This is a genomic window from Winogradskyella sp. 266wxhm, assembly GCF_058964685.1.
In genome coordinates, this window is sequence record NZ_CM179559.1 from 750,859 (window position 1) to 771,840 (window position 20,982).

At 32.4% G+C, this 20,982-nt stretch carries 19 protein-coding genes; 1 reads left to right on the forward strand and 18 read right to left on the reverse strand.

The features are described from left to right. Window positions 1–16: 16 nt before the first annotated feature. Window positions 17–1,132, reverse strand: a complete 1,116-nt coding sequence (locus AC2H4K_RS03445; RefSeq protein WP_281138331.1) for an aldo/keto reductase — start codon at window positions 1,130–1,132, stop codon at window positions 17–19. A 4-nt stretch (window positions 1,133–1,136) separates the two neighbouring features. Beyond that, a complete protein-coding gene (locus tag AC2H4K_RS03450) occupies window positions 1,137–2,084 on the reverse strand; it encodes an aldo/keto reductase (RefSeq protein ID WP_493742838.1) in 948 nt (315 codons plus the stop codon). Between the two features lie 90 nt (window positions 2,085–2,174). Here AC2H4K_RS03450 and AC2H4K_RS03455 point away from each other — a divergent pair, with 90 nt between their 5' ends. Beyond that, a complete protein-coding gene (locus tag AC2H4K_RS03455; RefSeq protein ID WP_281138333.1) occupies window positions 2,175–3,029 on the forward strand; it encodes an AraC family transcriptional regulator in 855 nt (284 codons plus the stop codon). A gap of 56 nt (window positions 3,030–3,085) precedes the next feature. Here AC2H4K_RS03455 and AC2H4K_RS03460 read toward each other — a convergent pair whose 3' ends face one another. The 16 genes from AC2H4K_RS03460 to AC2H4K_RS03535 all read right to left on the reverse strand — a co-directional run bounded on the left by AC2H4K_RS03460 (window position 3,086) and on the right by AC2H4K_RS03535 (window position 20,915). Then, complete coding sequence (locus AC2H4K_RS03460; RefSeq protein WP_281138334.1) at window positions 3,086–3,364, reverse strand: STAS domain-containing protein; 279 nt, start codon at window positions 3,362–3,364, stop codon at window positions 3,086–3,088. Window positions 3,365–3,468: 104 nt separating this feature from the next. Further along, on the reverse strand, window positions 3,469–3,939 hold the full coding sequence (locus AC2H4K_RS03465; protein WP_281138336.1) for a hypothetical protein: 471 nt from the start codon (window positions 3,937–3,939) through the stop codon (window positions 3,469–3,471). Between the two features lie 30 nt (window positions 3,940–3,969). Next, on the reverse strand, window positions 3,970–5,157 hold the full coding sequence (locus AC2H4K_RS03470; RefSeq protein WP_281138338.1) for a glycosyltransferase family 2 protein: 1,188 nt from the start codon (window positions 5,155–5,157) through the stop codon (window positions 3,970–3,972). 124 nt (window positions 5,158–5,281) lie between these two features. Then, the gene (locus AC2H4K_RS03475; protein WP_281138340.1) at window positions 5,282–5,905 is read right to left on the reverse strand and encodes an acyltransferase; all 624 of its coding nucleotides are present in this window, start codon (window positions 5,903–5,905) and stop codon (window positions 5,282–5,284) included. A gap of 2 nt (window positions 5,906–5,907) precedes the next feature. Further along, window positions 5,908–7,110 carry a glycosyltransferase gene (locus tag AC2H4K_RS03480; RefSeq protein ID WP_281138341.1) on the reverse strand — a complete coding sequence of 401 codons (1,203 nt, stop codon included), beginning with the start codon at window positions 7,108–7,110 and terminating at the stop codon, window positions 5,908–5,910. Continuing rightward, window positions 7,107–8,270, reverse strand: coding sequence for a glycosyltransferase family 4 protein (locus AC2H4K_RS03485; protein ID WP_493742839.1), 1,164 nt, complete (start codon window positions 8,268–8,270; stop codon window positions 7,107–7,109). Before AC2H4K_RS03485 ends, AC2H4K_RS03480 begins: the two co-directional genes overlap by 4 nt. Before the next feature lie 4 nt (window positions 8,271–8,274). After that, on the reverse strand, window positions 8,275–9,486 hold the full coding sequence (locus AC2H4K_RS03490) for a glycosyltransferase family 2 protein (protein WP_281138343.1): 1,212 nt from the start codon (window positions 9,484–9,486) through the stop codon (window positions 8,275–8,277). Between the two features lie 25 nt (window positions 9,487–9,511). Beyond that, on the reverse strand, window positions 9,512–10,477 hold the full coding sequence (locus AC2H4K_RS03495) for a phosphoribosyltransferase family protein (RefSeq protein WP_281138344.1): 966 nt from the start codon (window positions 10,475–10,477) through the stop codon (window positions 9,512–9,514). Window positions 10,478–10,488: 11 nt separating this feature from the next. After that, window positions 10,489–11,961, reverse strand: coding sequence for an O-antigen ligase family protein (locus tag AC2H4K_RS03500; protein ID WP_281138345.1), 1,473 nt, complete (start codon window positions 11,959–11,961; stop codon window positions 10,489–10,491). A 220-nt stretch (window positions 11,962–12,181) separates the two neighbouring features. Then, entirely contained in the window at window positions 12,182–13,552 is a 1,371-nt protein-coding gene (locus AC2H4K_RS03505; RefSeq protein ID WP_281138346.1) for a lipopolysaccharide biosynthesis protein, read from the reverse strand. Between the two features lie 93 nt (window positions 13,553–13,645). Next, entirely contained in the window at window positions 13,646–15,970 is a 2,325-nt protein-coding gene (locus AC2H4K_RS03510) for an exopolysaccharide transport family protein (RefSeq protein WP_281138348.1), read from the reverse strand. A gap of 18 nt (window positions 15,971–15,988) precedes the next feature. Further along, window positions 15,989–16,723 carry a TolC family protein gene (locus AC2H4K_RS03515; protein ID WP_281138350.1) on the reverse strand — a complete coding sequence of 245 codons (735 nt, stop codon included), beginning with the start codon at window positions 16,721–16,723 and terminating at the stop codon, window positions 15,989–15,991. A gap of 219 nt (window positions 16,724–16,942) precedes the next feature. Next, window positions 16,943–18,124: a sugar transferase gene (locus AC2H4K_RS03520; RefSeq protein WP_281138351.1), complete on the reverse strand. Its 1,182-nt coding sequence runs from the start codon at window positions 18,122–18,124 to the stop codon at window positions 16,943–16,945. A 38-nt stretch (window positions 18,125–18,162) separates the two neighbouring features. Beyond that, a complete protein-coding gene (locus AC2H4K_RS03525) occupies window positions 18,163–18,549 on the reverse strand; it encodes a response regulator transcription factor (RefSeq protein ID WP_281138352.1) in 387 nt (128 codons plus the stop codon). A gap of 23 nt (window positions 18,550–18,572) precedes the next feature. Beyond that, on the reverse strand, window positions 18,573–19,514 hold the full coding sequence (locus AC2H4K_RS03530; protein WP_281138353.1) for a UDP-glucuronic acid decarboxylase family protein: 942 nt from the start codon (window positions 19,512–19,514) through the stop codon (window positions 18,573–18,575). 36 nt (window positions 19,515–19,550) lie between these two features. Then, window positions 19,551–20,915 carry a UDP-glucose dehydrogenase family protein gene (locus AC2H4K_RS03535; RefSeq protein ID WP_281138354.1) on the reverse strand — a complete coding sequence of 455 codons (1,365 nt, stop codon included), beginning with the start codon at window positions 20,913–20,915 and terminating at the stop codon, window positions 19,551–19,553. Between the last annotated feature and the right edge of the window lie 67 nt (window positions 20,916–20,982).

Here is a 20,982-nt window from a genome sequence, read left to right on the forward strand (position 1 = left end):
AACTCTAAAAATTTATTCAGACAGGAGCATTCTGCTCTATCAACTTAGCGTCTTTTAACTCTTCCCAAAGTGCTTTCGGTACTTTTGTTTTAAAGGAGTCTACATTAGCTGTAACTTGCTCAGCTAAACTAGCTCCTGGAATTACTGATGCCACTGTTGGGTGCGCTGCACAAAAATTTAAAGCTACAGTTGCTAAATCAACATTATATTTTTTTACGATTGCATTGATCTGTTTTCTTTTAATCACCATACTTTCTGGCATAGTTCCACCATAGTTAAAACGATTTCTATCTGCTAAGAAACCAGCATTTAATGGTCCTCCAATAACAGCTTTTACATTTTTCTTATCCATTTCTGGAAAAACATTATTCAAAGCATTTTTATGGTCTACCAATGAATATTGAATAGCTACCAACATTATATCAGGGTCTGCTACTTCCAAACATTTAAGAATAGGTTGTGGTGTATTTACTCCCATTCCCCAAGCTTTTATAATGCCTTCTTCTCGCATTTTGGTCAACTCAGGAAATGCTCCTTTCTTAGCTATTTCAAATTGTTCAGTCCAACTTTCTCCTAAATCACCATTATCTGGTGATAAGTCATGCACAAAAACAACATCAATAGAAGATAAGCCCATACGCTGTAAGCTGTCTTCTACAGAATTTCTTACGCCTGAAGCTGTATAATCATATTTATGCTTAAAGTTCAGTTTTCCTTTCCACAATAAATCTGAATTTGGAGTAAAGTTATCGTTAGGTTGCATCAATCGTCCTATTTTAGTAGAAACGATAAAATCTTCACTATTTTTTTCGAATAAAAACTGTCCCAATCGACGCTCACTGAGACCTAAACCATACCAAGGAGAAGTATCAAAATAACGAACACCAGCGTTCCATGCCGCTTCTAGTGTTTTTGTTATTTTCTCGTTACTATTTTCCTGAAAGCCATTACCCAAAGCAACACCTCCCATACCAAATTTTGATGGAAACTTTAAATCACCTTTAGGTAACCCTTGAAGTCGTGTACTGTGTTCTGAATATATATCTTGACTAGCAAAGCTACTTAATGGTGAAGCAGCTATCGCTGCAGTTGCCAAAGCAGATTGCTTAAAAAATTTTCTTCTTGTATTCATAGTGTTATTTACTTGCTGTATTTAATAATTCTAAATCTTCTGAATCTAGTTGAAGTTTTGGTGCGTCAAACATTGTTTTTAAATGACTTTCTTTGGTTGCACTTGCAATTGGTGCGCCAATATGCGGTTGTGCTAATAACCAAGCTAGTGATACTGTAGCTTGAGTTGTATTGTTCTTTTCTGAAACTTTATCTAACGCAGCTAGAATATTTAAGCCTTTCTCGTCTAAATATTTTTCTACACTACCACCACGCACACTTTTACTTAAATCATCCTTAGAACGGTATTTACCCGTTAAAAATCCTGAAGCTAAAGACCAATAGGTAAATACCGAAAGGTTATACTTATCTGCTAATGGCGCATATTTGCTTTCGTAGTTTTCTCTTTCTACCAAATTATAATGTGGCTGCAAAGCTTCATACCTTGGCAAACCATATTTTTCTGAGGCTGCAAACGATGCTTCTAAACGCTCTGGAGATATATTAGAAGCAGCAATGTAACGTACTTTACCAGCTTTGATGATTTCATCATAAGCTTCAAGAGTTTCTTCAACTGGTGTTTTTTCGTCATCAAAATGCGTGTAATACAAATCAATATAGTCGGTTTGAAGACGTTTTAAAGATTTATCTACCGCTTCTAAAATGTGTTTTTTACTTGTATCGACTGGGTGCTTACCGGTTTCACCACCAACTTTAGTTGCTAAAACAATGTCTTTTCGGTTGTTTCTAGATTTCATCCATTTTCCTAAAATGGTTTCCGATTGTCCACCTTCACCTCCATCAACCCAATATGAGTACATATCTGCAGTATCAATAAAGTTGAATTCTCCAGCTGTAAAAGCATCTAAAATTTTAAATGATTCCTTTTCATCTAAAGTCCAACCAAAAACGTTTCCACCTAAATTAATTGGTGCTACTTCTAGGTCTGTATTTCCTATAATTATTTTTTTCATTCTTCAGTAGTTTCGATTTTTTATCAAAATTAATCAAGAACTCACAAAGCAACCCTGTAAATATCTATGGTAATGTTGTAATTTTACATTATGAAACGTTATAAGCAATTCAGTGAACTAAAGGTTCATGATTTTGAAACTGAGTTTTGGGAACATCCTTTGCACAATCACAACCATTTTGAGATTATATTTATCGCAAAAGGTTATGGTGTTCATCATCTAAATAAACGACTTGTTCCTTACAAAGCTGGTCACTTATATCTTCTAGGCCCTGAAGATGAGCACGAATTTATTGTGTATGAAAAAACGCGTTTTATCTACTTTAAGTTTACTAACTTTTACCTAGACACCAAGGATGTTGACAATCCTTCAAATTGGAATAGAGACGTTGATATTATTCTTAATAACAAAGCTAGAACGTCTGGTAATATTTTAAAGTTTGAAAAAGATAAAACTCTTGTGGAAAACATTTTGAACTTAATCGTGAGAGAGTATGAGAGAAATGAAATTTTGAGCAAGAAAATTATTTTTCAGTTTTTTAAAGGCTTGGTGCTTATTATAAAACGCAACTTATTACAAGACTCTAAACTAAAAAGTGAATTAAGAAAAATAACCAATACAACAGAAGAATTGTTAGAATATATTGAGGTTAACATCTATAATCCAAAGTTATTAACGCAAAAGCAAATTGCGAATCATTTTAATCTTTCGCCTAATTACATTGGTATTTATTTTAAGGAAAAGGTTGGCACTGCCTTAAAGCAATATATTCAAGAATATAGATTTGAGCTTTTAGAACAACGTCTTAAAAACGGACAAGTAAGCACCAAACAGTTGGCTTTAGATTTTGGCTTTACCGATGAGAGCCACTTGCACAAATTTGTAAAAAGTTATTCTGGAAAGCGATTGGCAGAATTGAAGCATGAATTTTCTACAGTAAGTTAGTTATAACGCTCCTAATGACACTAACTTATTTACACCAACCTTTTATTTCTAAAAAACTATGCTGCATAATTGGTTCTAAAGTCATCATAAATTTCTTTACAACCATAGCCTGTAATAAAAAACGATCGATTTTCTTTTTGAGAATTATTGAAGAAATATCTTAAAACTGAAAGTCCAGTGACATCTATTTCAGTAACGTTATCAATATTTATTACTACCTCTTCACAGGTTTGAAAAAGCACATCCATATGAATTTTAAACGATTTTGAAGTCTCGGTATTTAGAGAACCTTCTACTGTAAATATTCCGTTGTTTTCTGTAATTTTTAGTGCCATAACTAATATCTTTTTTGAGTTATTACTAGTGTAAAATTAACTTACATTCACTGATGTTTTTTAAATATTCTTTCTTAAGTATTTGTCTTTAGGTAGATTACATTTTACTGTCGACGAGTTGTAAAAATCGTTTCTGAATTTATTTTCTCAATACTTTCAGAAACAGAAAATAAGCTTTGATAGTAAGTCTGTCTTACTTTTTTATTAGCTATTTCTTGTTGATTAAATTCTAGAATAGGTTGATAATTTTCAACAAAGTCTTCTAATTCTTTCAAAATTTCAATATTATCTGATCCGATAATATAACCTACATACTTTAAGTTATCATCACTATACAGAGACCTTGCACCTGATTTGATTGAAATTGTATTAGACTTCTTCCGTTTATTATTTACAACTGTTGTGTTTTCGTTTTGATGTGCTATTTCTGAAAGAATTTCAAAAACCTGATCGCTACTATTATTACACACCAAACAAATCTTGACATCTTTAAGTTTATTAAATGATGAGATAAAATTGCTCTTTAATACATCATTTTCAAATTCATTAAATACTATAATAAGACCTACATACATAATCCTGAAAATTTATCTTTAATTTTTAATTTAAACTGCTCTTTTTGCACGTTCCCAATTCACAGATTGTGTATTATTCATAAATCTGAAGAAGCCTAAAACAACCGACAAATTCATAATAAAGAAGTAATACGGCACAAATAACACTTTGATTCTTGTGGCATTATTTTCTAATAACCAACCTAATAAAGCTGACATATACATTACTATTTGCAACCAAAAGAAAACCGTGTAAAATTGAAAATTATTGAGTCCTTCGTTGAAGGCTAAAAGTGCAGAAACAGGAATTAACAGCAACAAACTTAACGGTGTTATCGTCCAACGTAACACACGATGCGATATATATTGAAATGACAATAATCCGTATTTGAAAATATTGAGTAACGAACGTAACCTGATTACTGATTGAATACCGCCAGCGGAAATCCTAATCTTTCGTTTTAATTCTTCTTTTACATTAGCCGAAGCTGTTTCGATAGCATAGGCTTCTGGGTTATATTGAATAGTATATCCTTTTTGCGCGACTCTTAATGAGATAATGAAATCATCCAAAAGCGTATCTTGCTCTACTTCGTTATATAATTCGGTTTTTATAGCAAATAATTCACCTGCTGCACCAACTGCTGAATACAATTCTGCATCCCATTTTTTTAAGGTAGATTCATACTTCCAATACAAACCTTCGCCTGCGCCTGCAGCTGCATCACTTTCCTTTTTTACTATGCGTTTTTCACCAGAAACACAACCTACTTTTTCATCGTTAAAACAATTTACAATGTGTGTAATTGAGTCTTCACCAAGGTTAGTATTTGCATCACTAAAAATCACAATTGGTGTTTTTATATGAGGCATAACTCGGTTCATGGCATTGATTTTTCCTCTTCTTTCATCTTTATGAAACAACTGTACATTTTCGTAATTTTCTAAAAGTGAATTTGTACCATCGTTAGATCCATCGGTTACCCAAACTATATTTAATTTATCTTTTGGATAATTAAGATTCTGCGTGTTTTCCATCTTTTGAAACACATAATCTTTTTCATTGTATGCAGGAATTAAAAGCGTAACTTTTGGCAATTCTTCAATAGTATTAACACTTGTTTTTGTTGAAAATAATCGCTTGATTTTTACCATAACATACAAGATAATGCCATAACCTACATAGGTGTAAAAAATGATAAATAATAAAATCCAGAAAAGTATTTTTAGAGTTTCCATAACATTTATTTTTGGGTGAAATTAGCTGAGTTTTTGATGTAACTTTTTAATTTTCTTTGTGACGACTTTCAGCTTAGATTAATGGCTATTTAGTTTCGGTAGACTGCTTTTTAAGTTGGCTTGATTATTTGTGATTTACCTTTTCCCAAGTTTTAGTTTCAAAATTATATTGCTTTAAAACTCTTGCCGGATTACCAGCAGCAACAGCATATTGAGGGATATCTTTAGTCACAACACTACCTGCTGCAACAATAGAATGTTTGCCAATAGTAACACCAGGAACAATCACAACGTTTGCACCAATCCAAGATTCGTCTTCTATAACAATAGGCTTTGTAGATACGCCTTGCTCGTGAATTGGACTATCAATTTCGGCATAATTATGATTTAAACCAGACAGCACTACATTTTGCGCTAATCTTACGTCATTTCCTATTTTTACTGGTCCAATAATAGTATTGCTTAATCCAACACGCGATCTATTACCTATAATAACATCGCCTACACCATTATTTACTGCTGAAAAATCTTCAATTGTAGATGCTTCACCAAGAGTAAATTTATTCCAAGGAACAACGTCTAACCTCGTGCGTTTTCTTATGCAAGATTTTTTTCCTTTTTTATGAATAAATGGATTGACAAACCATTTGATCCATAATCTTGGTCGTGCTTGATTAGGAATTAAAATTGACCAATGTGCTAATTGTTTTAAGGTACTATTCGATTTTATTTTTGCTACTAATTCCATAATTAAATAAGTTTTAAGGTTGTTTCCATTGCCATGTAAATATCTTTTACACTGTTTGCCCAAGTATGTTTGTTGGCAAACTCAATTTGTTGCTTTGCTTTGGTTACAGAGTGTTCTGTTAAAGCTTTTTCGATTAGTGTTACGTAATCTTCCTTAGTTTTCCCTAAATAGGTAAAGTCTTTAAACATCTGCATAGCTTTGGTTTTTGTTGCCACTACAGGTTTTCCCATTGCGAGATATTCGTCTATTTTTCTAGGATAATTTCCTATAGTGATTTCATTTACGACTTGCGGATTTACAGCTACATCAAAACCTTTGATATATGACGCTAATTGATCTGCTGGTTTGTTGCCAAAAAAGTGAACATTTTGTAAGTGATGTAAGTTTGATTGCTTAAAATTTTCGTCTTCTGGCCCAACTAAAACAATGTTCCAATCTTGTCTTTGTTTAGCAATAAATTCTATCAATTCTATATCTAATCGTAATGTAGTCAATGAGCCAACGTAGCCAATTACTGGTCCGTTAATGGCATTAAATTCTTCTGGAACAGGAATATTTCCTTCGGAATCATCAAACATTGTGACATCACAACCTTGACCAACCATTATGCTATTTTGGTTATATTTTGAAGTATAGTCTACATAGTATTCTGAATTATTAACTACAACATCTGCGTTTGCAATTACTTTTGGCTCTAGTTGTTCGCCGTGTTTTTTCCAGTAAGGCACTTTTACCAAATTGTCTCTTACGTAGTAAGTGTATAATTCTGGTCTTAAATAGTCTTTTAAATGAAGTCCTAAAAACATTGAACTATCGTTAAATAACAGCACATCTTTAAAACCCAAACGCCTTACAGCCTTTTTAATATCATTTGCAAAACGTTTTGTATTGTGTTTATTTAAGGTGTTATAAAGCTGATGATTTGGTACCCAATTAATCGACTCAATCAATGTTTTTGGATACAGATTCCATAAGTTTTCATCTATTATTTCGATGTCAGACTGCTGTCCTTTTGAAATTTTTATTCGTTTTTGAATGCTTTCCTTCTGTTTTTGCTTGTATCTAGTAATTCTATCTAAAGGCGGGTTCACGTAAAGTACGCGATTATCTTTAGCGAATTCTGTTGCAATGTTTTTACAATTACTACCAATTTCGATATCCCAAGGTTGAATGCCTACAATAATTATATCTCTTCCTTTTATCATAATTTCTGAATGTTTTTGTGATTAAATTGTTGATAGATGTTCAACACTTTTTTTGCTGCATTTTCCCAAGAAAATAATTTATGACGTTCTAGTCCTTTACTTATTAATTTGTCTCTAAACTCTCTGTCTAAACGCAATTTTACAATAGCTTCAAAAATGCTTCCTACCCTATTTGGATCTACAAATAATGCTGCATCACTAGCAACTTCAGGCATTGAAGAAGTGTTTGAAGTAATTACAGGAACACCACAAGCCATAGCTTCTATAATTGGTATTCCAAAACCTTCGCGTAAGGATGGAAACAAGAACATTTCCGAAAGATTAAATACAGCAGGTAAATCTTCATCCGAAACATATCCTGTTAACACAATCTTTTTCGCTAGTTCTTTTTCTAAACCTATGTCTTTCAATAGACTTTTCAGCTTAGATTCATTTAGACCTATTAATACGAGCTTTACTTCATCTGAAAAATTATTGTTGTACTTATTAAATGCTTTTAAAACTCTTGCTGTATTTTTTCTAGGCTCTGTATTCCCAATGTGAAGTAAAAACTGTTTTGGAAGGTTATATTTTTCTCTTACCATTTCCTTTTTAGCTTCACTAATTTCTGATGTAAAGTTTCTATTTACACCATTATGAACGGTTTGTATTTTTGAATCATCTAATCTGTAAACATTAGAAATATTATGCTTTTCATAATTTGAAACTGTTATTAATTGGTGACTTCTTTTTACAACAGCATCTACAATTAATCGTCTGTATAGATTCCCTATTTTTTGGTACCATGATGCACTACTAGTCAATTGTTTTTGTATAGTACTTTCCTTAAAAATAACATCGTGAAGTGTTGTAATTAATGGAATTTTTACATTTAATGGTGCTGTATTACTTGTACAGTGCAACACATCGCAGTTATAAGATTTTACCATTTTTGGCAGTTTAACCTGTTCCCAAATAGGATACGATCCGCCTTCAACTTCAACAATTTTAAAGTTTTCAGTTTCTTCAATTACAGTATTGCCTTCATCTGGTTTTACAAAAATGAAATACTGATTTTCTTTATCTAACACTTGTAAATTCTTAATTAACTCAAGTGCTACTCTATCCATTCCGTGTTTATGCGGTCTGAATAATCGCTGTGCTTCTATACCAATTCTCATCATCTTAACTTTTAATTACACCGTGCGATGTGTGAATAAATTTGGTGTTTGCACCTTTTAAATTGAACAACAAACGGAACATTCTAAAAAACGCTGAAGGCATAGAAACCATAGCTTTTACCGTTGCCGAATTATAAAAAGATTTTGGAAGCGCTAACACAAAAGCAACTACTAAAAGTCCAAAATTGATTAACCAAAACTGACTAGAAACGAATATTGTAATACCGAAACCAAAATCTAAAACACAATAGATTAGTGTAGTAATTGTAGTGATTCCTAAAAGCAAAATTCTTGGTGGCACAACCATTTGAAACACTTTATCAAAGAAGTTTATATTGCCTTTTAAAAGCGCTTTAAATCCTAATTTATAGTTACGTTTTAGATATATAAATTGTGTTGCTAACCAACGTCTTCTTTGCTTAGAAAAATCTGAAGACTTCTGAACTTTTTCATCTAAAACCACTGTATCCTGAAGATATTCTATGGTGATGTTTTGTTTAGCTAATTCAAACTCTAATTCCTTATCAAAACCACCAACAGCTGTTACGGTTTTCATAATAGATTTGAATAAGTTGTACTCAAATCCCATTCCTGATCCAATTAACCCAGAAGATAAACCTAAAGCACTGTGACCTCTTCTGTAAATGTGATTGTTAATTTCTTCACTAGCTGCATCTAAAATAGCAAATGATGTATTTAGGTTTTTAGCTTTTCTATGTGCTTGCACCACTTGGTAACCCTTGTTAAATGCAGTATTCATTTTAGTTAAAAAATGAGATTCCATAATATTATCTGCATCAAGGATTATGGCATAATTGTAGGGTTTTGTCAAGCTAAACATTGCTGCATTTAAAGCTTTGGCTTTTGTACTATTTTCAAAACTTACTTCAACTACTTTAAGCGGTAATTCTTTTAAATTATTTAAGGTTTCATTTTTCAAAGAATCTGCAATGACAATGACATCAAAAAAGCTTGGTGGATATTGTTGAAACAAAGCTTTTTTTGCCACATCAACAATCACTGCATCTTCCTTATAGGCTGGAATAAATACTGCTATTTTATTCAGTTTATCGTTAGCGACTTGCTTACGCTTTTTATAGAAATGTCCTGCGACAGCAAACACTAAAACATACAAACATGATATAGCGAAATAGATGACTAAAGCAACTTCTAAGCTTTGTATGATATAATTAACTATTTGATTTAGGGTTTCCATTGGTTTAGTTTTTAGGGTTAAACTATTAGTTTGAATTAAGCTTTAATTCTCTTCTTTTCAACTTGTGAAATAGTGTTCTTAATTGCAATGCTGATTCTCTTAAAAACGGAAGATATTTTCCACTTTTGATGTTGTAAGTCATAGATTCTGACTCATAAATCATTTTGAAGTTTTCAGTACAAAAAACAGGCTTCTTGGTTAGTTTATTGATTTCGATTGCTTGTTTTAGATCACTTTCAACAAACAGATTGTATTTACTGTTTTTAAACTCGTTTGCCTTATGACTTCCGTGACAATTTGCCTTTTGTCTTGCCTTCATATCTGGCAAGTCTAACATCACTAATTTATCGTATTTAATACCGTGATTTTTTAACCAAGTTTCGGTTTCTGCTCTGTATTTTTCTAACCTTGAAGTCACTAATGTCCCAATTTTACTACCAGGAATGTAAAGTGGCGCAGCATTCAATAAAAATGAAACATAATTTGGTCCATCATCATTTTGTTCCTTTGTTGGATCTACACAAAGCACACCATCTATATCAAAACACGCTTTATCTAAAGTTGAATGGTTAAAAATGTTCCATTGAAAATAACGTGGTGTCGCAACAGTTTCTAAAGCAATATCTACTACTCTTTCTTTTTCTGGTGACGCATAAACCACGCAATATTTAAAATTGAATGTTGAGTTTAAATGCTCTAAACTTTTTTTGCATTCTACCAATGCTGAGCCTGAAGCAATACTATCATCTACTACCAAAATGTTTTTATATTCTGAAGCTTCAAAAAATTGTTTTCTTGCACCTGCTTTATACACAAAACCTTTAATAAAAGAGTGAATATCTGTATAAGGCAAATTAAGATAAAGCGCCAATAAATTAGCTGGTAACATTCCACTTCTTGGTACACCAACAACCAAATCTATGTTTCTTGGAATAACGTGAAGCTTTCTTAAAATTGTTTCGTTTAAATCGTTGATACTTCTGTAATTCATCACTTAAAATTTTATTGGTTTGTTAAACTTTTCTTTTTATCTAATTGCGGTGAAATGAACATAAACACCATAGTTACGTACATAAGAATTCCTGATGGCATTTGTCCAAACACGCCATTTCCGTAAGATGCCATCATTATACCTGCCATTCCGCAGGTAAGCGCTGTAATCTGAACTTTTAAATTGTTATCTCTTATTTTGAACATCACATTTCGAGCACCAGAAATGAGAATAAAAAACAGCATAAACAAGTAATACACTAAGCCTACTATGCCTGTATCTGCCCAAATCATCACGTACCAACTATCTGTTGCTGTATTGGCTAAAAAACTGTGTGGTGTAAAACGTTGTCCCCAATTTCCTGTTGCGCCAAGTCCGCCACCAAAAGGTCTTGAAGCCAAGTAACCTTTAAGTTTTCTTTGATTAGCCAAACGTACTTGTAGCGATGCTTCGTTAGGATCAAAAGCTGTTCGCATTCTTCTAATTTCAGCATTACCTTGCCCAATAGTTGTATGAGCAAAAAACACATATACACCAATTCCTAAGATTGCGCCTAAGACAAGAACTTTAATGTTTTTACGAAGAATTAAAAACATAAAACCACCTAGAGCAGGCACAGCAATAGCGCCTCTTGTTCCAGAGATAATCATCCCTAAAAAACCAGCCATTGCCACGCCAATAAAAAATGCTCTAAGTTTAAAACTTGTTTTTTTGAATGCTGCCAAAATGCCAAACACAACACCTGTATGTGCTTGTGATGCACCGTATTGTCCTGCATCTGAATAGAATGAAAACACTCTAAGTTTCCCAAAAAGTATATGAGTTTCTGCGCCACCTTGATCTAACCAACGTTGCTCAAAAGGATCTACACCAAAATAGAACTGCTGTAAGCCTTTTAATGTTCCTATTACTGAAAGAATACCCCAAATGATGAAGAAATTATCTAAATCTTTTTGCTTATTAAAAAGCATAAATAATAACGGAATTGCCAAAAATTGATATAAAGCAACACCGCGCATTGCATAAAACCAAGCTTCTCTACTTAACACTTCTGGATTACCTAATTCTAAAAACACATAAGCCATCCAAATGCTAACCACTAGAGTTAAGCTTGATTTTGCTTTAATCCACGGTAATTTCACCGCAAATCCTTTAAAAAATAAAGCAATATAAATAAGTACAAGAACAGCATCTATAGTCAATCCCCAAGGTGCTACGACATATCTAGCTGCACCTGTAACAAAAAAGCCTAAAATGATAAGTAGATAAATACCAACTTTAGGTGTTTTGAATACAGTGTAAACTAAAGCTGTTACAAAAAACAACGCCATACATAATGCAAATCCTAAAACCTCAGCCTTTATAATAATAAGTCCTAAAACGCTTAACAGACCAATCACTGCAATCACAGTATTTAGGTTTGTAATACGCATTGAACCTGAATTGGTTTCAAAAGGATTGATATGATTTTTTATTGCATTCATTGTATGTTCAAAAAACTTGCTAATTGCTTGTTTTACAATACAAACATAGCTTGAAGACAGAGAGAATTCTGTTAGATTTCGATGGATGAACATTAAGTGTAGACGAATAGAAACCTAATATTGATGAAGTCGTTTCATCGTTTACAACTTTGAATTTCACTTATAAAAAAAGCTACAACTTTTACATTGTAGCTTAGAAAATTGCTATTAATCTCAACTTTTATAAAGCGGGATATCTTCTTCTAAATTGCTTAGACTTATACCATAAATTCTTATAAAACAGATTGGCACTTTTGAAAATTTCGACTAAGGAAACCTTAAAGCTTTTATTGAGAAAATAAGCACCAACTACAATACCAACGGTTGTAAAAATTAGTGTTGAAACGGCAACCATTTCTATGGAATGAAATACATAAATAGACACCAAATCACCTATTATATTTGCAACTAACATAATAAGCACTTTTATAGCATTTATATTAGGCTTGTTAATACTATCCAAACCAATTCCTGTCATTCTATCAATTGGTAATAACAACCCGTAAACGGATAGTATTTTTACAATTGAAACAATGTCTATTCCTGTAATGTGTTCATCTAAGTATTGTGTTCCTGAAATAAGCATTACAAACTCTTTAGCAAAAACAAAAGTGACTATCGAGACCGCAAAAAACAAATAGGTTATGGCACCAGAATACACATTGAACAATTCTTTAACCTGGTTGGTTTTTCCTTCTAAACTTGCTTTTGACATTTTTGGAAATGCTGTCGCGGTAAAACTTCGTAACGGAATTTGCTGGATTTCAGTCAACTTTAAAGGAATACTAAACAAAGCTACTGCTGTGCTACCAAAAGGACTAATACTTATGATTAAGATGTCTGCGTTACGCAATAGGTTTGTCCCAATTAGTGTGAATGTACTATACTTTCCAAAATTGAGCAGTGTATTTAAAGTAGCTTTATTCGCTTTTTTAAACAGTAATAAACCATCCCAAGATTTGCCAATACACACCAAAGAAGTTAAGGTGTTGATTAGTAAAAAAACGATTGTAATTTCTAAAATTGAAAGTTTTAAAAAAATTGTATTTACCAACAAAAAGCTAAAAAACAATCCACTATTTAGGGCTTTAATAAAAAGGATGTTATCATATTTCATTTTAGCTTGTTGTACTACAAGCGCATTATTTAGTGGCAAATTCACAAACGCTAAAACAGGATACCATTTAAAGAATAATGCATAAGAAGATGTATTAATTACATTACTAAACAACAGTTTTATTGCTATTAATATTAATGCGATTATCAATGTAGCGCAGAAGCTAATTACAACATTTGCACCAATAAATCTTTCTTTATTTTGGTCTGTAGCACCAGATAAAAACCTAACTAATCCATTGTTAGTAATACCGTAACGTAGCATTTCGACTAATGATCCACCTGAAATAAATAATACCCATTGTGCAAATTCTTCAGTTTCTAAACTTCTTGCCAACAGTGCAAATCCGCCAAAACCAAGTAATGCAATAATTAAGTTGCCTGACAAGGATAAGAAGTTATCTTCTCTAATTATTTTATGTATTAGCTTTTTCATGTGTTAATATTTATTTTTTCCAACGGTCACATGGAACATCCTATTATCATTTTTTTGCTGTGTTATTTAAGATAAATCGTGGATGTTTCATTTTTAAATATGGTTGTTAGTGAAAAACTGAAAACGGAACATATTTTTTATTCTAACTCTAGTTTTTGATCGCTTTTTAGGTAATTCGCCTAAAACCGTTTCAATTTCTTTAATATCTACACCGTTGACGATGAATTGAATCTTATCACCTACTAATTCTTTTATGTGATCCAGAATATTATTGTCGGCTTTTGTCCATAAGCGGTTAGAGCGACAAACCATTAATACTAAATCTGAATTTGCTATCAATTCTGAAGGATAATTAAACTCTATTAAGTTTGGTAATTCTATTAAAACATAATCTGGGTTTTGGTTGATTGCTTCTGAGGTATCAACACTCAGTTCTTCATAATTTACAACATCTTTATAAGCTTTATTCGTGTTATAAACACTGTATTCCGAAGCACTTAAACCAGTTGTTATTTGTGATAAAAATGGGTGATCATAATCTATTCTCGGATCTTGATAACCTAAAAATTTATACAACCAAGGTGATTTAGAAACTCTTGTTTTTGACTTATCTTCATTTGAATGATTTAATACTAAAACTGAATGTCCAGATGCTTTTAATCGTTTTGCAATATTTGCGGTAATAACACTTTTACCTTCATTATTTCTAGTACTAAAAACAATAATAATTTTTGGTGTTTTGGTATTATTTTGAGCTTTAAAGTTTTGATGAAAATTTTGCATCACAAAATCCATTAATCGGTCTTGCATTCTTACCAGATCTAAATATGGTTTTGCTTTAAAAAGCTTTGGTAACATACCCATTGATGGTATTTGTAATTTTTCTGAAGCCTTTAGCTCATTTTTTAAGGTATCATCAAAAAATTCCATAAACAAAATGGTGGCCAGTATTATAATTCCAGTGATAAATACCATTGCGATAATGATGATTTTTCGTTTTGATGGAATTGGTTTTAACGGATAAAAAGGTGGATCTACAGCTGTTAAATTGCTAGACAATTGAGCATCCTGAAATTTTAATTTTGCCAAATTAAGTCCGTGTAAAATCTCTAAATATTCTTGCTCTGCCACATTAATTTCACGTTCTATACGCTTCAGGTTTGCACCAGCTGGTGCGTAAGTAGCAAATTGCTTTTCGATAGCTTTGTTTTGTTGATTCATCACCGAAAGTTTCGCTTTTAAATCTTCACTTTCTACAGTTTTGTCTACCCAATCTGGCAATACTTTTTTTATAGGAACACCATCGGTTGAATTTTGAAAGGTGTACAACTCATCTACATTAGATTTAATTTCTTTTTGAAGTGCTTTTGCTTGCTTCTTAAGGTTTTCTAAATTCTGTTTTGATACTTCATCATTACTAGATTTTGCGGTGTACATTCCTATTTTATAGTTAAGTTCACCCAATTCTTTTTTGCTATCTACAATTGCATTATTTTTTTGTTGAATTAGCTCTTGTATTGCTAATTTTTCTTCTAATCGCTGAGCAGAAGCTTCAGATCCTGCCAATTGTGCCATTCCTTTTTTGTAGGCGACATCCATATCTTCTTTAACAATAGCAACTGCTTTACTCTGTTCGTAATAGTTGATAATGTTGTTATCTTGATTGAATTTTAGTAGTTTTTGCTCTATCGTTTTTAGCTTTTTTTCAGATTCAGAAAGTTGTGCTTCAAAATATTTCACCACTGTATCAGACCCATTTTCCTTTAAATCTTTATACTTTTTTGTGCAAACATCTATGTAGATTTTTAATGTTTGTTGGCAGATTCCAGGATCATCAATTTCGTAACTTAATTTTACCAAATCACTAGAAGAAATACGCTCTACTTTCACTTTAGAAATTGCTTCGAGTGAATAATGTGGATCGTCAAAACTTAGTAATGAATACACAAAATTTGAGTTGTCACTATTCATTAATTCAGTTAAGTATGTAACTGTTGATTCGTAATCTAAGTTCCCGTTTTCATCTAGATTTTGATCATTTGCCAAATAGCTTTTTAGATCTTCCGGAAGAATTTCCATCAACGCCTCATAAGATTCATCTGAAATGAATTTATGATTTGGCTTTTTTAATGATAAATGCTGACTTAATAGACGTATCGCCACTTCTTCTTGAGTATCTCTTGATTTTATAACATTAATCAAATTGTCAAACGCGTTATTAGCTGCCAGATAGTTAAATGTTTTGTCCATTTCTATAGACGAACCCGAAGCAATACCAGTGTACAACATTGTTTCTGAGTAGTAGCTTCTTTTTGGATTAACGGTGAGTAACACCGCCAACAACCCAAAAATTAAGGGTACAACTATTAGAATAGTTTTGTGTTTTAGGATAAGTTTTATAAAATCAATTGGTTTCATCTTGTTGTGTTTAAGACATTAGTTGATTTGAACACCTGTATAGTTTTCTAAAAGTTTTTTGGCTAGTAATAAGTTGGATTTTGCCTTTTCAAACTCGGCAGTAACACCTGCTGTGATATCAGAAATTCGAATGTATTCGTAAATTTCTATTTGCCCGTTGGTAAACTCTTTTTTAGCCATTTCCATATTTACTTTGGCATCGCTTAGATTGGTGGCTTGAATTTCTAGCAGGTTTTCTTTCAAAATTAAATCCTCATAATAGCGAATTACTATTTCTTTAATTTCATCTTCTTGAAATTTCACCAAATTTTCTGCTTGAGAAATTTCTGTTTTAGCTTGTTTGATTTCAGATTTTCTGTTGAAAATATCAAACACAGGAATTTTTAAGTACAATCCAACACCGTAGTTAGTCTGCGTTGTTGCACTTGAAAGTGTTACAGTATTTGAACCTGAAACATTGTTAGAAAAATTGTTGAAGTTACCGTATCTTGTATCTGCTTGGATCCCAAAATTTCTGGTCCAATTGCGACGCTTAGATTTTAGGTTGGCTTTTTTAACTTCAATTTCGTCTTTTCTATATCCTAACATCCCGTTGTTTGCCAAAGCAGAATCTATTAAAACTTCAAGCTCTGGTATTAACAGTTTAAATAATTCTTTTTGGTTTACATCTACAATTGAATCTTGCGCGTATACAGAATAATTAACCAACGATAGGATAAATACTGCTATTAAAACTTTTAAAGTAGGTTTCATAATTTTAAACATTTGTCTTTGTTAGACGTGTTTTAACTGATACAAACTTACACTGCTATTAGAGTGAATTCTGGTATATTTCGATGGATGAACGGTAAGTGTAGATGAATTGAAAATATACTATGTTTAAGCTATTTGGGGTCTATTGAAATAAAAAAAGCTACTATTTCAACCTAATGAAATAGTAGCTAAAATCAACAACCAAAAAATCAAAAAAAATTATACTGTGCTCTTTTGAAATAATGCAGGAACAGTTCTCATGAGAATCTTTAAATCGAACCATAATGAATAATTATTACCTGCAAAATAATCTGCATAACGGTTATCTAATGCAATACGTTCTTCTTCCGACATATCGCCACCTTTTCCTCTTAATTCCACTTGCCACAAGCCTGTAATACCTGCTGGTGCCAAAAAACGTTTAGACATTTGATCTTGAGTTAGCAGTTCTGCTTCATAGACTGGCAAAGGTCTGTTTCCAACTAAAGACATGTCTCCTTTAATGACATTGATTAGTTGAGGCAACTCATCTATACTTGTGTTTCTTATTATCTTACCAACTTTAGTAATCCTTGGGTCATCAACTATTTTTATAAAACTTGAACTGTTTTTCTGTTCTTGCTTTTTTTGTTTTGTATACCAATAATCACAAATTTTATTTCCTTCAGCATATTTTAATGGCGAACAAGATTCGCCTTTTTGCAGTTTACTACATCGTGGACATTCTTCTTTTTCATCTGCTACCTTAATTTCAGGTTTATTATATTGATTTTTATCTTTAGCTAGTTGTTGCAATAGCTTATCCGATCCGGTTCTCATGGATCTTAGTTTGTAAAAATCAAAGGTTTTTCGGCCAACACGCTTTGCTATATAATAGACTTTTCCTTTCGATTCTAATCGAATTGCTATAATCGTAATTAAAAACAGTGGTGAAAGAAAGAATAAGATTGTTGACGCTATAACGATATCAAAAATTCTCTTTGAAAGTGGAAATTGATACTTGATTGGTTCAACTTCTTTACTGCCCAATGACGCTGCTTCTTTTCCTCTAGACAATTGTTTTGCTCTAAGAAAAATCTCTTCTATGTTAGTCGATTTTATCACAAAATAATCATTCACGCCAGCTCTAAAAGCATCTTGATAAACTTGATTATTATGTTCCTGTAAAAGAAGAATAAAAGGTATCGCTGACAAACAGACCTCTTCTTTTAGTCTTTTGTGTAAATAAAGACCGTTATTTCCAGTCAAATTATACTCACATATTATAGCTTCAACATCCTTTTGAACTTTTAAAATATTGACAGCCTCTAAACTATTACTACAAAAAATCACTGAGATTTCTGTATTCTCAATACTCCATTGGATGTCGTCTATATTTTTTCCTATGTATAGTGTTTTCATGTTATCTGGGGAATTAATATCTAACAGATCATTTACTTTTACCAAGCATTAGCATAATGGATTGGGTATAGATTTTTCTTTACAACCTCATCTAATTCTTCTGGATTAAATGGTTTTATAAGATAATCTTGAGCTCCTAGCTTATAAGACTTTATGCGTTCCTTACTTTCGGCTTTACCAGAAAGCATTATAACTGGCGTATGCTTTGTATAACCTCTTAATCTAATATTTTGCAATAGCGAAAACCCATCCATATCATCCATTTGAATATCGCTGATTATTAAATCTGGTAGATTGTTTTCTAACCAACTTTCCGCTGCTTTTCCTGAGTTTACTGCTTTAACCTCGTACTTATTAGATAAGAAAAATTCTAAAAGCGTTGTCATTGTTAACTCATCGTCTATAACTAATATCTTTTTTTTCATGACTTTAAAAATTGAATTTTTTACTATTTAATGGCTTCTTTAAAAAAGGCAATGGTTTTCTCTAAGCCTTCATCTAATTTCACTTTAGGCTCCCAGTCTAGTTGCTTCTTAGCTAAAGTGATATCTGGTTGTCTCATTAATGGATCGTCAGATGGTAATGGTCTAAAAACTATTTTAGATTTTGAACCTGTAAGTTGAATGACTTTTTCCACCAATTCGATGATTTTGAACTCATCTGGATTACCAATATTAACTGGGCCTGTAAATGAACTATCTGTTGCCATGGTTTTTATCATACCTTCCACTAAATCATCTACAAACTGAAAGCTTCTAGTTTGTTCTCCTTTACCATAAACAGTGATATCTTTATTCTGTAAAGCCTGAACAATAAAATTAGACACCACTCTACCATCATTTGGATGCATTCTTGGACCATAGGTATTAAAAATCCTAACAATTTTAATATTGACATTGTTCTGTGCATGATAGTCTCTAAACAATGTTTCCGCTGCTCTTTTACCTTCATCATAGCATGAACGTTCACCTATTGGGTTTACATTTCCCCAATACGATTCTGGCTGTGGATGTACCATCGGATTGCCATACACTTCACTCGTTGAAGCTTGTAAAATTTTAGCATTGACACGCTTTGCTAATCCTAGCATATTAATGGCTCCCATTACAGATGTTTTAATGGTCTTTATAGGATTATGCTGATAGTGTACAGGCGAGGCAGGACAGGCCAAATTGTAGATTTCATCTACTTCTATTAAGTAAGGGTTAATAACATCGTGGCGAATTAGCTCAAAGTACGGATTAGACCTTAGATGCAGAACGTTCTGCTTCTGTCCTGTAAAAAAATTGTCTAAACAATATACTTCATGTCCTTCGGACAATAATCTTTCGCAAAGATGTGAGCCTACAAATCCTGCTCCTCCTGTAACTAATATTCTTTTTTTATTCATGATTCTTGGGGTTGAAGTCTTCTGAATTGAAACTGTTTATGCTACTTGTATATTTAGCTGAGTTTTAGTGATGTTTTTCTTTTCAGTATTTATACCAATACAAGAATATTGATAACCTAAAGCATGCATTTCTTCTTTGTCATAGATATTTCTTCCATCGAAAACAATTGGACTGTTCAACAAATGCTTCATCACTTTGAAATTAGGAATCTTAAATTCTGCCCACTCTGTTAATATGGCTAAACAATCTGATCCAATTAACGTTTCATATTGATCGTCGCAGTACGTAATTGTATCTCCAAAATGATGCTGTGCTTCCTCTTTAGCAACAGGATCGTATGCTTTTACCGTTACGCCAGCAGCTAATAGTTCCTTTATGATTTGCAATGAAGGTGCTTCGCGCATATCATCGGTTTGTGGCTTAAATGATAATCCCCAAATTGCTATGGTTTTTCCTCTTAAATCACCTTCAAAATGTGAATTGATTTTATTGAACAACACTAACTTTTGAGCTTTATTAACCGATTCAACTGCTTTAAGTACTTGTAGTTCATATTTATTTTCACTAGCCGTTTTTATTAAAGCTTGCACATCTTTCGGAAAACATGATCCACCATATCCAATTCCTGGGTAGATGAATTTTGTACCAATACGAGAATCTGAACCTATCCCTTTTCTAACATTATTGATATCTGCTCCAACAATTTCACAAAGGTTTGCAATGTCATTAATGAAACTAATTTTAGTAGCAAGCATTGAGTTTGCTGCATACTTTGTCATTTCGGCAGAGACGATGTCCATTGAAATTACCGGATGACCATTTAACGTAAAGGGTTTGTATAACTTTTCAAGTACCTTTTCTGCTCTTTCACTTTCTGTACCAATAACAATTCTATCTGGTTTCATAAAGTCATCAATAGCGGCACCTTCTTTTAAAAATTCTGGATTTGAAGCTACATCAAAAGTAACATCTACCATGCGTTTATCCAGCTCGCCTTGAACTGCACTTTTAACTTTTTCAGAAGTTCCCACTGGTACAGTGCTTTTAGTTACAATCAACTTGTAATCGTTCATGTGTTTACCGCATTCTCTTGCAACTGCTAGTACATGTTTTAAATCTGCACTACCATCCTCATCTGGTGGTGTACCAACACTAATAAATATTGCCTCTGCTTCTGATATGGTTTCAGCAAGACTTGTAGAAAAGTTTAAACGCTCTTTAGACATGTTACGCTTAATCATATTTTCTAAACCTGGTTCATAAATTGGGATGATTCCGTTTTTTAGGTTTTCGATTTTTTGCTCATCGATGTCTACACAAACAACATCAATACCTACTTCTGAGAAACATGCTCCGGTAACTAAACCTACGTATCCGCTTCCTACTATTGCTATTTTCATAATTAAAGTTTTTTAGTTTTTTAATTCTGAAGCAAACATAGTCGTGATAGCGCTTTTGGTTCGGTAA